Origin of the sequence: Micromonospora noduli (assembly GCF_003264365.1) — a bacterium.
Lineage (GTDB): Bacteria > Actinomycetota > Actinomycetes > Mycobacteriales > Micromonosporaceae > Micromonospora > Micromonospora noduli.
In genome coordinates, this window is the sequence record NZ_PYAK01000049.1 from 1 (window position 1) to 13,600 (window position 13,600).

Annotated in this window: 14 protein-coding genes; 6 read left to right on the forward strand and 8 right to left on the reverse strand. The window is 70.5% G+C overall.

Features of this window, described 5'->3' with window-relative positions; translation table 11 throughout:
- Positions 1-1,565: MinD/ParA family ATP-binding protein (locus GUI43_RS26175; RefSeq protein ID WP_502322464.1), on the forward strand; the 1,565-nt coding region annotated here is incomplete at its 5' end.
- 45 nt (positions 1,566-1,610) lie between these two features.
- Here GUI43_RS26175 and GUI43_RS26180 read toward each other — a convergent pair.
- On the reverse strand, positions 1,611-2,039 hold the full coding sequence (locus GUI43_RS26180; RefSeq protein ID WP_091396135.1) for a DUF3151 domain-containing protein: 429 nt from the start codon (positions 2,037-2,039) through the stop codon (positions 1,611-1,613).
- Positions 2,040-2,288: 249 nt separating this feature from the next.
- Between GUI43_RS26180 and GUI43_RS26185 the strand changes: the two genes are divergently transcribed.
- Positions 2,289-3,482 (forward strand): LOG family protein, encoded by a 1,194-nt coding sequence (locus tag GUI43_RS26185; protein ID WP_112700006.1) that lies wholly within the window; start codon positions 2,289-2,291, stop codon positions 3,480-3,482.
- Positions 3,483-3,533: 51 nt separating this feature from the next.
- Here GUI43_RS26185 and fbaA read toward each other — a convergent pair whose 3' ends face one another.
- The gene (fbaA, locus tag GUI43_RS26190) at positions 3,534-4,559 is read right to left on the reverse strand and encodes a class II fructose-bisphosphate aldolase (RefSeq protein WP_088950924.1); all 1,026 of its coding nucleotides are present in this window, start codon (positions 4,557-4,559) and stop codon (positions 3,534-3,536) included.
- Positions 4,560-4,695: 136 nt separating this feature from the next.
- Positions 4,696-5,079 carry a phage holin family protein gene (locus GUI43_RS26195; RefSeq protein ID WP_030491363.1) on the reverse strand — a complete coding sequence of 128 codons (384 nt, stop codon included), beginning with the start codon at positions 5,077-5,079 and terminating at the stop codon, positions 4,696-4,698.
- 124 nt (positions 5,080-5,203) lie between these two features.
- Here GUI43_RS26195 and GUI43_RS26200 point away from each other — a divergent pair, with 124 nt between their 5' ends.
- Positions 5,204-5,416, forward strand: coding sequence for a hypothetical protein (locus tag GUI43_RS26200; protein WP_091397476.1), 213 nt, complete (start codon positions 5,204-5,206; stop codon positions 5,414-5,416).
- Positions 5,417-5,562: 146 nt separating this feature from the next.
- Positions 5,563-7,149 (forward strand): LPXTG cell wall anchor domain-containing protein, encoded by a 1,587-nt coding sequence (locus tag GUI43_RS26205; protein WP_112700007.1) that lies wholly within the window; start codon positions 5,563-5,565, stop codon positions 7,147-7,149.
- A gap of 73 nt (positions 7,150-7,222) precedes the next feature.
- Here the strand turns inward: GUI43_RS26205 and GUI43_RS26210 are convergent, their stop codons facing one another.
- Together GUI43_RS26210 and GUI43_RS26215 are read right to left on the reverse strand one after the other, a co-directional pair.
- Positions 7,223-8,284, reverse strand: a complete 1,062-nt coding sequence (locus GUI43_RS26210; protein WP_112700008.1) for an LCP family protein — start codon at positions 8,282-8,284, stop codon at positions 7,223-7,225.
- A gap of 2 nt (positions 8,285-8,286) precedes the next feature.
- Positions 8,287-8,766, reverse strand: a complete 480-nt coding sequence (locus GUI43_RS26215; RefSeq protein ID WP_112586142.1) for a SigE family RNA polymerase sigma factor — start codon at positions 8,764-8,766, stop codon at positions 8,287-8,289.
- A 181-nt stretch (positions 8,767-8,947) separates the two neighbouring features.
- Here GUI43_RS26215 and GUI43_RS26220 point away from each other — a divergent pair, with 181 nt between their 5' ends.
- The gene (locus GUI43_RS26220) at positions 8,948-10,525 is read left to right on the forward strand and encodes an LPXTG cell wall anchor domain-containing protein (RefSeq protein WP_112700009.1); all 1,578 of its coding nucleotides are present in this window, start codon (positions 8,948-8,950) and stop codon (positions 10,523-10,525) included.
- A 128-nt stretch (positions 10,526-10,653) separates the two neighbouring features.
- Positions 10,654-11,475: a DedA family protein gene (locus GUI43_RS26225; RefSeq protein WP_112586138.1), complete on the forward strand. Its 822-nt coding sequence runs from the start codon at positions 10,654-10,656 to the stop codon at positions 11,473-11,475.
- A 166-nt stretch (positions 11,476-11,641) separates the two neighbouring features.
- On the opposite strand, the gene GUI43_RS26230 is transcribed toward GUI43_RS26225, so the two are convergent.
- The 3 genes from GUI43_RS26230 to GUI43_RS26240 all read right to left on the reverse strand — a co-directional run bounded on the left by GUI43_RS26230 (position 11,642) and on the right by GUI43_RS26240 (position 13,595).
- Positions 11,642-12,019, reverse strand: a complete 378-nt coding sequence (locus GUI43_RS26230; RefSeq protein ID WP_030332125.1) for an ArsR/SmtB family transcription factor — start codon at positions 12,017-12,019, stop codon at positions 11,642-11,644.
- 57 nt (positions 12,020-12,076) lie between these two features.
- Complete coding sequence (pyrE, locus tag GUI43_RS26235; RefSeq protein WP_112586136.1) at positions 12,077-12,616, reverse strand: orotate phosphoribosyltransferase; 540 nt, start codon at positions 12,614-12,616, stop codon at positions 12,077-12,079.
- 169 nt (positions 12,617-12,785) lie between these two features.
- Positions 12,786-13,595 carry an SDR family NAD(P)-dependent oxidoreductase gene (locus GUI43_RS26240; RefSeq protein WP_112700010.1) on the reverse strand — a complete coding sequence of 270 codons (810 nt, stop codon included), beginning with the start codon at positions 13,593-13,595 and terminating at the stop codon, positions 12,786-12,788.
- Positions 13,596-13,600 lie beyond the last annotated feature (5 nt).

The window sequence follows — 13,600 nt, forward strand, 5'->3', positions numbered from 1 at the left end:
CGGCACCGCAGCCGGGTGGACCCGTGCCCCAGGCTGGCGGGCCGACACCGCAGGCTGGCCGGCCGACACCGCAAGCTGGTGGGGGGACCGCTGGTGGGCCGGCACCACAGCCCGGCCAGCCGGTGCAGCAGGCTGGTGGGCCCGGTGCGGACGGGTCGGCAGACGGGCCGGCGCGGCCGATTGCCGAGTCGCCGTGGGCGTACCCGCCGCAACGCCCGGCCGGAACGGCCGCGCCCGCTCAGGACGAGGCAGGCGCGACGCCTCCGATTCCGCCTCCGCCGGTCGTCCCGCACGCCGGTCCCGCGCAGGCACACCCCGGGCAGCCGTTCACCCCGACCATCCCCGGCCAGGCCGGCCCGGCGCAGATTCCGCCGCCGCCGGACGTGACGCAGTTCAGCAACCCACCGCACGGCCTTGCCGCACCGCAGCACGCTCCCGGGCAGGCCGGGCCGGCGACCCCACCGCCCGGGCCGTTCCCGCCCTCGCCGGGTTGGTACCCACCACCCTGGCAGCAGGGCTCGCCCGGCGGCACGCCCGGGCAGTCGTACCAGGAGGCCGACGGGGTGACCCGGGTGCCGGCCCCCGCGTACCCGGACGCGTCCGCGTACCCGGACGCGAGCTGGACACCGGACACCACCGCCGCGCCGACCGCCGAGGACTTCGCCCGACGCCGCCAGGTTCGACCCGCCGACCCGGTGGCGACCATGGGTGTACGCGCGGTGGTCAACAAGATGGGCCTGCTCCGGCTCTCTCCGGGGCGGCACGAGCAGGAGCTCAAGCGGGACATCGAGATGGTGCGCCGCAACTTCGGCGGCCTGCGGCAGGTGACCGTGGTCAACCCGAAGGGCGGCGCCGGTAAGACGGTGGCCATTCTGCTGCTCGCGATGACGTTCGGTCAGAAGCGCGGCGGCTACGTGCTGGCCTGGGACAACAACGAGACCCAGGGCACCCTCGGGATGCGCGCCCAGCAGGACTTCCACTCCCGCACGGTGCGGGACATGCTGCGTGACCTCGGGCAGTTCCAGGGCGCGCACGGGCGGGTCGGCGACCTGTCGCAGTACGTCCGCTCGCAGGGCGAGGGGATGTTCGACGTCCTGGCCTCGGACGAGTCGGCCACCGGTGGCGAGATGTTGACGGCTGCCGCGTTCGCCGAGATCCGTGAGGTGGTCAGCCGGTTCTACAAGTTGATCTTCGTGGACACCGGGAACAACGTCCGGGCGCAGAACTGGCAGGCGTCGATGGACGCCACCGACCAGCTCGTGGTCACCATGTCGGCCCGTAACGACTCCGCCGAGACCGCCGCCCGAATGCTCGACCACCTGGAGCAGAGCGGCCGGCAACGGCTGGTCCGTCAGGCCGTGACGGTGGTGTCGATGCCACCGTCCCGCAAGGAGATCGACCTGCCGGCCATCCAGGAGCACTTCGCGGCCCGCACCCGGGCGGTGCTGCTGGCCCCGTACGAGCGGCTCATCGACAGCGGCGAGCCGATCCGGTACGGCGGGCTCTCCTCTGCCACCCGGGACGCCTGGCTGAAGATCGCCGCGGCGGTCGCCGAAGGGTTGTAACCCGCCGACGGCCGGCCCGATGTCGGGCCGGCCGTCGGGGCGGGGTCAGTTGCTCGCCAGCGCGTCCGCCGCTTCCGGGTCGCAGTCGCGCAGGAACTGGGCACAGCGGGCCGCCTCGTCGGCCTCGCCGATCTCGTCCGCGGCGCGGGACAGCACGTAGAGGCAGCGGAGGAAGCCCCGGTTGGGCTCGTGTGACCACGGCACCGGGCCGTGCCCCTTCCAACCACTGCGGCGCAGCTGGTCAAGGCCCCGGTGGTAGCCGGTGCGGGCGTACGCGTACGCCGTCACCACCTGGCCCTGCGCGAACGCCCGCGCCGCGAGCTCCGCCCAGGCCGCGCTGTAGGTCGGGAAGCCGGCCGCCACGTTGGCGTACGCCTCATCGGTGCCGGCCTCGTCGGCGGCAGCCAGGGCGGCGTCGGCCTCGTCGTTCACGGGCAGGCGGGTGGCCGGTGGCTCTGGCAAAAGGTTCTGCATCGCCCCATTCAACCCGCTGGACAGGGCGACACGCGAGCGGGTCGGCCGACGTGTCCCGCTGAACGGCTGAGGAGTTGGTCACGCCTGCGGCCTATGCCGTTGCCTGGTGTTTTCCACTACAACTAATGGTCCGGAGCCTCCCCAGGAACCGGTTATGCAGGAGCCCGGTGGCCACGACCACCGGGCTCCTGTCGGTTCCACCCCTGGCCCGAGGTTTGACCGGCCCCGGCGGAGGGGCAGGATGGCCGGGTGCCGACCCCACCTCCCGCAGACGTCATCGAGCCGCACCTGCACGCCGGTGAGATCCAGACCCGGCCCGAGTTCGACCAACAGCTGATCACCGGTCGGCTGACCGGGCTGACCGTGCAGGGCCTGCGGCTCGACCTCGCGCCGGTGCCCGACCTGACCAGCGTCGACGTCGCCGGCACCCTCTTCGTCGGTTGCCGGTTCGCGTCCCGGGACGTGGGCGCCGACCTGGTCCGGCGTGGCGCGAACGTGGTGCCGCCGTTCTCCGGGTTGCCGTACCCCACCCAGCCGACGCACCTCTACACCCCGGACGAACTGGCCGCCGGGTTCGCCGAGGGCGGGTTCACCGGGATGTACGACACCCGGGTGTACGACCACTACCGGGCGCACGGCGGCGCGTTGCCGGACGTCAAGGAGGCGCTGGGCCAGCGGCTGCACGACCACGGAGTGGACAACGCGCTGGCCGACGCCACCCGGGTCTGGCTGGCCGCACACGGGCCGCAGTCGGTGGTGGGCATCATGGGCGGGCACGCGGTGCGGCGCGGCAGTCCGGCGTACCGGATGGCGGCCGTGCTGGGTTGGGAGCTGGCGCGGGCCGACCGGCTGGTGGTGACCGGCGGCGGCCCGGGTGTGATGGAGGCCGCGAACCTCGGCGCCTACCTGGCGGACCGGCCGGCGACCGATGTGACGGCCGCGATCGACCTGCTGGCCACCGCCCCCGACTTCACCGACCACCACCGGTACACGGCCACGGCGCTGACGGTCCGGCAGCGGTACGCGGGGGTGCCCCGGCAACGTGGCGACGACCTGGGCTGGGCGCGTGCGGGTGGTCTGGCCATTCCGACCTGGCTGTACGGGCACGAGCCGGCGAACCTGTTCGCCGGGCGGATCGCGAAGTATTTCTCGAACGCGATCCGGGAGGACACCATCCTGCGCCTCGCCCGGGGCGGCATCGTCTTCGCGCCGGGGCGGGCGGGCACGGTGCAGGAGGTGTTCCAGGCGGCCACCAAGACCTACTACGGCACCGACGGCGCCAGCGGGGCGTACATCTTCCTGGACCGCGCCTACTGGACCGTCGAGCTGCCGGTGGAGGCGCTGTTGCGTCCGCTGCTGGCCGCGTCCCCGTTCGGTGATTTGTCGTCGACGATCCACCTCACCGACGACGTTCGCGAGGCGGTACGCCTGCTGACGACCTGACGACGACGGCCGACCCCCCGTGCGGGGAGCCGGCCGTCGGGTGGGACGTCCTTACTTGGTCATCGTGGTGCCGGTCGAGCGCAGGTGCTCGCACGCCTCGACGACCCGGGCGGCCAGACCGGCCTCGGCGGCCTTGCCCCAGGCGCGCGGGTCGTACTGCTTCTTGTTGCCGACCTCGCCGTCGATCTTCAGCACGCCGTCGTAGTTGCGGAGCATGTGGTCCACGACGGGGCGGGTGAAGGCGTACTGGGTGTCGGTGTCGATGTTCATCTTCACCACGCCGTAGTCCAGAGCCTCGCGGATCTCGCTCAGCAGGGAGCCCGAGCCGCCGTGGAAGACCAGGCTGAGCGGCTTGTCCTTGCCGTACTTGGCGCCGACGGCGTCCTGGATCTGCTTGAGGATCTCCGGACGCAGCTTGACGTTGCCCGGCTTGTAGACGCCGTGCACGTTGCCGAAGGTCAGCGCCGCCATGTAGCGGCCCTTCTCGCCGAGGCCGAGCGCCTCGACCATGGCCAGGCCGTCATCGGTGGTGGTGTAGAGCTTGTCGTTGATGGCGTTCTCGACGCCGTCCTCCTCGCCACCGACGACGCCGACCTCGATCTCAAGGACGATCTTGGCCTTGGCGGCCTCGTCGAGCAGCTGCGCGGCGATCTCAAGGTTCTCCGCTACCGGCACGGCCGAGCCGTCCCACATGTGCGACTGGTACAGCGGCTCCTCGCCGCGCTTCACGCGCTCCTGCGAGATGCCCATCAGCGGACGCACGAACCCGTCCAGCTTGTCCTTCGGGCAGTGGTCGGTGTGCAGGGCGATGTTCACCGAGTACTTCTTGGCGACCTCGTGCGCGTACGCGGCGAACGCCACCGCGCCGGTGACCATGTCCTTGATCGAGGGGCCGGAGAGGTATTCGGCGCCACCGGTGGAGACCTGGATGATGCCGTCGCTCTCCGCGTCGGCGAAGCCCTTGAGCGCCGCGTTCAGCGTCTGGGAGGAGGTCACGTTGATCGCGGGGTACGCGTACCGGCCAGCCTTGGCGCGGTCCAGCATCTCCGCGTAAGCCTCGGGGGAAGCGATGGGCATGTGATGCGCTCCTTACTTACCACTCTCGGCCGTGCTGGCCGCTGTTCTTCATTTGTGCGCCGGACCGCGCTGTCCTCCGCCCGGAAGTATCCCGTAGGTGAGGTGCGCCGGAACAACCGACCCGGGTGCTAGCCGTTCACCGGCGGTCCAGGTTGTCCGGCACGATGACGCTGATCAACCAGGTCACCACGGTCATCACGATGGCTCCCCAGAACGCCGGCCAGAATCCGTCCACCTGGAACGGCAGGTCGAGCCCGCGGGCGATCCGGTCGGTGAGCAGGAACAGCAACGCGTTGACCACCAGCGCGAACAGGCCCAGGGTCAGCAGGTAGAACACACAACCGACGACCCGGATCACCGGCTTGAGCACCGCGTTGATCACGCCGAAGATCAGGGCTACCACGATCAGGGTGAGGACGGTGTTGCCACCCGAGCGACCGTGCACGTCGACACCGGGGACGATCAGCGTGGTTATCCACAACGCGACCGCGGTGATCGCCAGTCTGATGAGGAAGCCCACGGCACCATCCTGGCACCGGGTCGCGTCGCCGAGGGCTGATTCCGCCTACTCCGCTTCCGGGCGGCGCGCCGGCCCAACCCGTACGGTGGGTGGAAACCGTGCCCCGAGACCCCCGGGAGGGATGATGGGTCAGCCCGACGAGGACTTCACCCCCGGCGACCACCTCGCGCCCGACGAACGCGACCCCGAGGCCGACCCGGCCGACGCGGTCGAGCAGGCCACTGTCGCCGGCCCGGCCGACGTCGACAGTGAGCCGCACCGCGGCCTGGAGGTCGACGACTGGGACGCGATGGAGCAGGCCCGGGTGGTCACCGGGGACGAGGACGACTACCGCTGATTCCGTCGCGGGGTCGGCTGCCCGTTGCGACAGGGGTGCTCAGCCGTTCGGGTCATTAGACAAATATCGATCCGAAGGGGGTTACCGGGGGAGTCTGGGCGTCCCTAGGTTGGACGAGCGCCACCTGTACCCCACGGGAGGACCCCATGCTCAAGCACTCGCTCCGCTGGCTGACCGGGCTCGGCGCCGCAGGCGCGTTGATCGCCGCCTCCGCCACCCCCGCCGTCGCCGCACCCACGATCGAGCCCTACTTCCAGGACGCCACCCTGGCCGTCGGCTCGGAGGCGACCATCCGCGGCCTGTTGCTGTACGCCGACGAGCCGACGGTCCTCAGCGACGTCTCAGTGCGGTACGACTACCGCTCCCTGGCCAACAAGGTCACTGTGACTCCTGCCGACGGCCAGGAGTGCACCGCGCCGGAGCCGGGCGTTCTCGTCTGCACGGAACCCTCCGATGTCGTCCTGTACGAGATGCCGCCGCTCGGCAGCGGGATCTACCGCAACGGTGCCAAGCGGGTGCACCTCGGCCTCACCGAAGACGCGCAGCTCGGCGACTCCGGCGACGTCGCGGTCAGCTTCCAGGCGGCCGGCGGGCGGCGCGGCAGCCACACCTCCCGGGTCCGGGTCGGCGAGGGGGTCGACCTGGCCGGCGGGCCGTTCACCAGCCTCTCCGCCAAGCCGGGTGGGAAGTTCACGGTGCCGCTGGTCGTGGCGAACGCCGGCGACAAGACCGTCACCGGATTCGTCGCGGTCTTCGACCTCCCCTACTCGATCCGAACCAAGGACCGGTTCAGCAACTGCCGCTACTCCGACGACCACCTCGTCTCCTGCCAGTTCGAGGAGGACATTCCGGTGGGCACCGGGCTGGCCACCACGCTGAACCTCGAACTCGCCAAGGACACCTACGCGCCGGCCAACCACTCCGGCTACGCCCAGTTCATGACCACTGCCGACTTCGAGGACCTGACCCGGGTGCGGGCGGCCGTCGGCGCACGGGCGGCCGCCCCCGGCAGCGGCCCGAAACTGGCGCTGGCCGAGGCGCCCGGCAGGGTGCGGCAGGCCGACCAGACCGACGTCGGCCCGGGTTACGACTACACCGGGTGGACCATCAAGGCCACCGGCAAGAACGGCACCGACCTCGCGGCGATCGGCGCCACGCTCAAGGGCACGGCCGGCACCGTCGTCACGGCGACCGTCGGCTTCCGGAACAACGGCCCGGCGACGCTCGACCGAACGAACGGAGACTTCGAGGCTGCCACCCACACCGACGTCGAGCTACCGCCGGGCACCACCGCCGTCGAGGTTCCCGACAACTGCTGGTTGCGGCAGGACACCACCCGCACGTACCTGTGCGCCTCGGAGATGCTCCTGGTGGCCGGGCAGACCTACACCACGAAGTTCCGGCTGCGAATCGACAAGGTCATCCCCAACGCCCGGGGCGCGGTGCGGGTCAACGCGCCGTGCGAGTGCCCCGCCGGCGGCGGCTTCCAGGACGACATCAAACCGGCCAACGACAGGGCCACCATCGTGGTCAACGCGGCCCAGGGCGGCGGTGGCCAGGGCGATGGTGATGGTGATGGTGATGGAGACGGTGGCGGTGGCGGTGGCGGCGGTTCGCTGCCCATCACCGGCGCCCCCACCAACCTGATCGCCGGCATCGGCGCCCTGCTACTCGTCACCGGTGTGGGCTGCTACCTGCTCGCCCGACGCCACGGCAGCCGCTTCACCGCCTGACCCACCCCGACCCGACCGACGCCCCGCCGGCCCGTACCGGGCCCGCGGGGCGTCGTCGTGAACTCCCCCTCCGTCAGCGGACGGAATTGACCTGCTCCGGGTGCTGCGCCACCCACTGCGCCAACCGATCCTCGCGCAGCGCGGCGAGGAACTCCGGGCCCTGCTTCGGGTCCAGCGGCAGCCGTGAAGCGTTGCCCACCGGGGTACCGACCGGCAGGCTGAGCCCCACCGGGTCGACGTTCTTCAGCTCGGGTAGTACCGCCATCAGCCTGGTCAGCGGCAGGCCGTCGTCATCGACCGCAAGACCCTTGCCGGCGGCCGACAGCAGCGCGGCGAGCCGTACCGGATTGGTCAGCACATCCTGCGCGGCCGCCCGCCGGACCAGCCCGGCGACGTAGCGCTGGGCGTTGCGGTCCCGGTCCAACGTGCCGTCGGGCAGATAGCGCCGTTGCCGCAGCAGGTCGACGGAGGCAGCCCCGTCGAGCCGCTGACAGCCTGCCGGGAAGGTCCGGCGGGTGTGCCAGGACCGAACCTCCTTGGGTAGGCACACCTCCACACCGTCGACCGCCTCGGTGATCCGGCGCAGTCCGGCGAAGGTCAGCACCGCGCCGGCGTCGACGCGTACCCCGGTCAGGTCGGCGACCACCCGTCGGGTCAGGTCGTAGCCGGCGTCCAGGTCGGGGCGGGGCTCGCCGGCACCGCTGTAGAACGCGCTGTTGAGCTTCTCGACCCCCCGGCCGGGGATCGAGACCTCCAGGTCGCGCGGCAACGAGATGAGGTACGGCTGGCTCCGGTCGGCCGGAATGTGCACCAGCAGGACGGAGTCCGCCAACCGGTAGGACGGTTGCTCGCCGAATCCGTCCACCCCGAGCAGCAGGACGTTCAACGCCCCGGACTGCCCCCCAGCCGGTTGACCGGACAACGACGGGCCCTCCGCCGGCCGATCGGGGCGCAGTTGCGGCACCCCGACTCCGAGCGCGCCGAGCAGGGCGAGCGTGACGCCAGCGGCCTGGAACCGCTGCCGGCGGCGACGGCGGACGGCGGCGAGCCGATCGATCGCGACCCGCAGCGGGCCGGTCGACGGGGTCAACGTCTCGCGCCGGGCGAACGCGGCACGCAGGTCATCCTCGATCATGTTCACGCCTCCACGTACTCGGCCCGGAGCGTGGCCAGGGCCCGGGAGATGGACGAACGGACGGTCCCGACGGCGCAGCCGAGAATGTCGGCGATCTCGACGTCGGGCAGGTCCTCGTAGTAGCGCAGCACCAGAGCGGCCCGCTGCCGACGCGGCAGCCGGGACAGCCAGGACCAGACCTGGTCCCGGTCCACGGCGGACTGGGCATGATCGGTGGGCACCGGCACCGACGCGTCGGGCTCCCCGCGCAGCAGCACCCGGCGCACCCACGAGCCGCGCCGCCAGTCGACGTACTGGTTGGTGAGCATCCGGCGTACGTATCGCTCGGGCGAGTCCGCGCGGGCGACCCGACGCCAGTTGAGCTGGACCCGGACCATGGTCTCCTGGACCAGATCCTGGGCCTGGTGTGGTTCGCCGGTCAGCATCACCGCGTACCGCAGTAGCGGGGCCAGCCGCGTGTCCGCGAACTCCTCGTACGTCACTGCACCTCCCGGGGGTTCCTGCCTCAGATGACGGAAGCGGACCGACCGAACATTGCGGTGACTCTGATCAACCTTTTGGTTCGTCTTGCCCAGCCGGCGGCTTTGGGGGCTGCCGTCAGCCTTAGCAATTCCTTAAGATCCGCAGGCTCCACCTGATCCCCCAACTGGAGGAATCCCCCTCATGCTCACCCACTCCACCCGGCGTTGGCTCGCCGGACTGGGCGTAGCAGGCGCGTTCGTCGCCGCCGCCGCCAGCCCGGCCGTCGCCGCCCCGGAGGCGCCCATCGAACTGGGCGTCTATTTCAGCGACACCACGATCGCCGCGGGGTCCGAAGGCAAGATCGACTCCCCCCTCCTGTTCGCCTCCGAGCCGGTGGTGGTCGAAGGCCTCACCGTCACCTACGACTACCGGGACCTGAACGGTGTCGTCCAGGTCAAGCCCGAATCGTCGAGCTTCGACTGCAAGTCGCCGGAGGCCGGCGTTCTGGTCTGCACCGACCCCTTCGAGATCGGTCTCGAGGAGTGGGCCTTCGGCGGCCTCTTCGAGGTGGCCCTGACGCCGGCCGCGAAGGCTGCCGACGGCGACACCGGCAACCTCAAGGTCACGGTCAGCGCCGAGGGTCTCGCTCCGGCCAGCCACACCGCCAAGCTGCGGATCGGCGAGGGCGTCGACCTGGCCGCCCCGGGCGAGGAGACCAACATCTCGTCCGCTCCTGGCGGCACGTTCAGCGCTCCGCTGACGCTCAGCAACGCTGGCAAGACCGCCGCCAAGGGAGCGGCCGTGGTCTTCGACCTGGACTACGCGATCCGCCCGGAGAAGCAGTACAGCAACTGCACCTACGAGGACGGTCACCTGCGGACCTGCGCCTTCGACGAGGTGACCGCCGCCGGAGCGGCCCGCTCGGTTTCGCTGTCCTACGTGCTCGGCAAGGACACCTACGCGCCGGGCAGCGAGTACGGCTACTACAACTGGATGACGATCGCCGAGTTCGAGGACTTCAACGCCTACCTCCAGGCCGGGGGCATCTCGGTTGGGAAGCCCGGCAACGGTCCGGTCCTGAGCCTTCCGGAGGTCCCGTCCAAGATGGGGGCGCGCGGCTTCCAGGCTGACACCGACCCCATGAACAACTGGTCCGGCATGACCGTCAAGGTCACCGGCAAGAACGGCACGGACCTGGTGGCGGTCGGCGGCCAGCTGACCGGCAAGGCCGGCGACGTGGTCACGGCCTCCGTCGGAGTCCGCAACGACGGACCGGCCGCGCTGGACTTCGGTCGCTCGGGCTCGCCAGTCACCAAGATCGACATCGCTGTTCCGGAGGGCACCACCGCGGTCGAGGTTCCCGAGTTCTGCGCGCCGCTCGACGGCGACCAGCAGGACTGGGAGAACGCCGGCAAGCCGGGCGCGAAGCTCTACCGCTGCTACCCGGACATCTTCATCGGTGTCGGCGAGAAGCAGCTGGTCGACATCGGCCTCCGGATCGACAAGGTGATCGAGAACGCGGCGGGCACCGTCACCATCAACGCCAAGTGCGAGTGCGAGGGCTTCACCGAGGACCTGAAGCCGGCCAACGACGTCGCCAAGATCCTGGTCAACGCGGCCGGCGGCACGGGCGGTGGCGACGGCGACGGTGACGGCGGCTCGCTGCCGATCACCGGTCAGTCCACCGGCTTGATCGCCGGCCTCGGCGCGCTGCTGCTCGCCGCGGGCGTCGGCGGCTACCTGGTGGCCAAGCGCCGCCGGACCCGCTTCGTCGCCTGACCCACCCGCACCACCGGTGCCCCGCCGACCACCACGGTCGGCGGGGCACCGTCGTTGGAGCCCACGGCGCGGGCGGGTGGTGACGGGCCGGTCCGGCGCGGCCGGGGCCTTGGGCTTCGGTACCCTTTGTGGCCGTGGACACAGCTGAGAAGACCCGCGCTCTCGTGGAGAGCGTCGCCCTGAACCCGCTCGATCCCAAGGATCTGTTGCAGACCTTCGGGCTGATCGGCGTGTGGGTGATCCTCTTCGCCGAGACCGGCCTGCTGGTGGGCTTCTTCTTCCCGGGTGACTCGCTGCTGTTCCTCGCCGGGGTCGCCTCGTCACCGGTGGCGGACGCGATCTTCGGCGACGGCACCCGCCTCTCCCTTGCCGGCCTGCTGATCGGTGGGCCGATCTGCGCGATCGTCGGCGCACAGCTGGGGCACTGGCTCGGCGCGCGGTACGGCCGGCCGATGTTCGAGCGGCCGAACTCCCGGCTCTTCAAGAAGGAGTACGTGGAGAAGGCCGAGTACTACTTCCAGAAGTTCGGCCCGGCGAAGGCCGTCGTGCTGGCGCGCTTCATTCCGATCGTCCGGACGTTCCTCAACCCGGTCGCGGGCGCGCTCGGCATGCCGGCCAAGAAGTTCCTGCTCTGGAACATCGTGGGCGCGGTGCTCTGGGTGGACGGCATCCTGCTGATCGGCTACCTGCTGGCCGAGCAGATCTACCAGGCCATCGGCGACAAGATCGACCACTACATCCTGCCGGTGGTGGCCCTGATCATTCTGATCTCGGTGCTGCCGATCTTCTTCGAGTTCCTGCGCGACAGGCGGGCTCGTAAGCGCGGCGAGGCGGTCGCTGTGGTCGCGGCGGCCAGTGCCGCCGGCGCCGTGGAGGCAGCCCGCGAGGCGTTCGACCACGACGGGCACCAGCACGGCCATCAGCGCCCGGAGCACGGTCAGGACCGTTGAGCGGTACGACGACGGCCGGCCCCCTGGTGAGGGGGTCGGCCGTCGGCATGTCGAACCCGGCCTCCGGTGGTGCGACCGGGGACGAGCAGGTGTCAACCACCGGTGGCGCCACCCCTGGCTCGCCACCGGACGCCGCCCCGGCTCGGGACGGCGTGTAGTGCCTACGTCAGCGGGCCTTCTTGGTGGCCCGCTTACGCGGCGGGGTCAGCAGGTCGGCGATCGTCGCGATCGCACTCGGGACCAGGCTGTAGTACGCCCAGACACCGCGCTTCTCCCGCTGCAACAAGCCAGCCTCGGTGAGGATACGCAGGTGATGACTGACCGTCGGCTGAGAGAGGCCGAGCGGCGCCGTCAGGTCACAGACGCACGCCTCGCCCTCGGGGGCCGACTGGATCAGGCTGAGCAGCCGCAACCGAGCAGGATCAGCAAGGGCCTTGAGGACCCCGGCGAGACGCTCGGCATCGGCACGTTCGATCGGCTCGCCGTTTAGCGGCGAGATCTGAGGCATAGTCATTTCGGCCAACGCAGTTCCCACGTATTCCATCCTTCCACCAGCAGCATCGATCCGCCTGCATATCAGCAGATCCGAATCGGCAGACTTTTACGCCACAAGGCCGAGGTCAGCCAACGTATAGGCCGCCCGGTACGGCAATCCGGCGGCTCGCACCGCGTCGCCGGCGCCTCGATCAACAATAACCACCACGCCCACGACTTCCGCCCCGGCCTCGCGAAGCGCCTCGACAGCGGTCAAAACACTTCCGCCCGTCGTGGATGTGTCCTCCACCGCCAACACTCGGCGGCCAGCCACCTCCGGTCCCTCGATCCGCCGCTGAAGACCGTGGGCCTTGCCCGCCTTGCGCACCACAAAGGCGTCCAGGGCCCGGCCGGTCGGAGCGGCGGCGTGCAGCATCGAGAGCGCGACAGGGTCCGCGCCCAGGGTGAGGCCCCCAACGGCGTCGAACTCCCAGTCGGCGGTGAGGTCGAGCAACACCCGGCCGACCAGAGGAGCGGCCCGGTGATGGAGCGTGACGCGCCGCAGATCCACGTACCAGTCTGCCTCGCGCCCCGACGAGAGCACGACCCGCCCGTGGACCACAGCCAGGTCGGTAATGAATTTACGCAGGTCGTCGTGGTCCCCCATGGCGATAGAGGTTACTGCGCAACTCTGAACGCCGCGTGCGGGGTCCACCCTGATCAGCCCCGGGGGGAACCGATGACTGGCGATGTTCGACTACGCTCAGCAACTGGCCCGACAGCGGCGCGCCAACGCCGTCCCATCACTCGCCGGGGGTCGACGGGCCGGTCGAAGCTCAGCGCTCGTCGCGACCGATCCGGCCGCGGGTGTCCCGCGCGACCGCCTGGAGCAGCCGCCGCGGCGCGTGTCGCATGCCGGCGACGACCACCTTGTACTTCCACGCCGGGATGCTGACCATCTTGCCTTTGCGCAGGTCACGCAGGGCTTCGTCCACGACATCCTCGGCTCGCAGCCACAGCCACTCGGGCGTCTTGGACATGTTGATGCCGGCCCGCTGATGGAATTCGGTGCGGGTGTAGCCGGGGCAGAGGGCCATCACCCGAACGCCGAACGGCCGCGCCGACTGCCCGACGGACTCACTGAAGTTGGTGACCCACGCCTTGCTGGCGGAGTACGTCGATCCGGGCATCGCCGTACCGAAACCGGCGACCGAAGAGACATTTATCACTGCCCCATTTCGCCGTTCAGTCATCGGTCGGAGCGCCGCCAGGGTCAACCGCATGACCGCATGCACGTTGAGTCGCAACAGTCGCGCCTCGTCCTCCGCAGTCGAGCGCAGGAACGGTTTGTTCAGGCTGATCCCCGCATTGTTGACCAGCAGGTGCACCGGGCTGCCGTCGGCGAGCCGCTGCTCCACGATGGCGCAGCCGTCGTCGGTGGACAGATCCGCCGGGATCGTCTCCACCTCGCGTCCGAACGTGGAACCCAGCTCGGTGGCCAACTCGGTCAGCCGCGCCGCGTCGCGGGCAACGAGCACCAGGTGCCAGCCGTCGGCGGCCAGTCGTCGCGTGAACGCCGCGCCGATGCCGGCGGTGGCCCCGGTGATCAGGGCTCGGCGCTCGGCAGTCGTGGGGTCGAGCGTCACGGAGT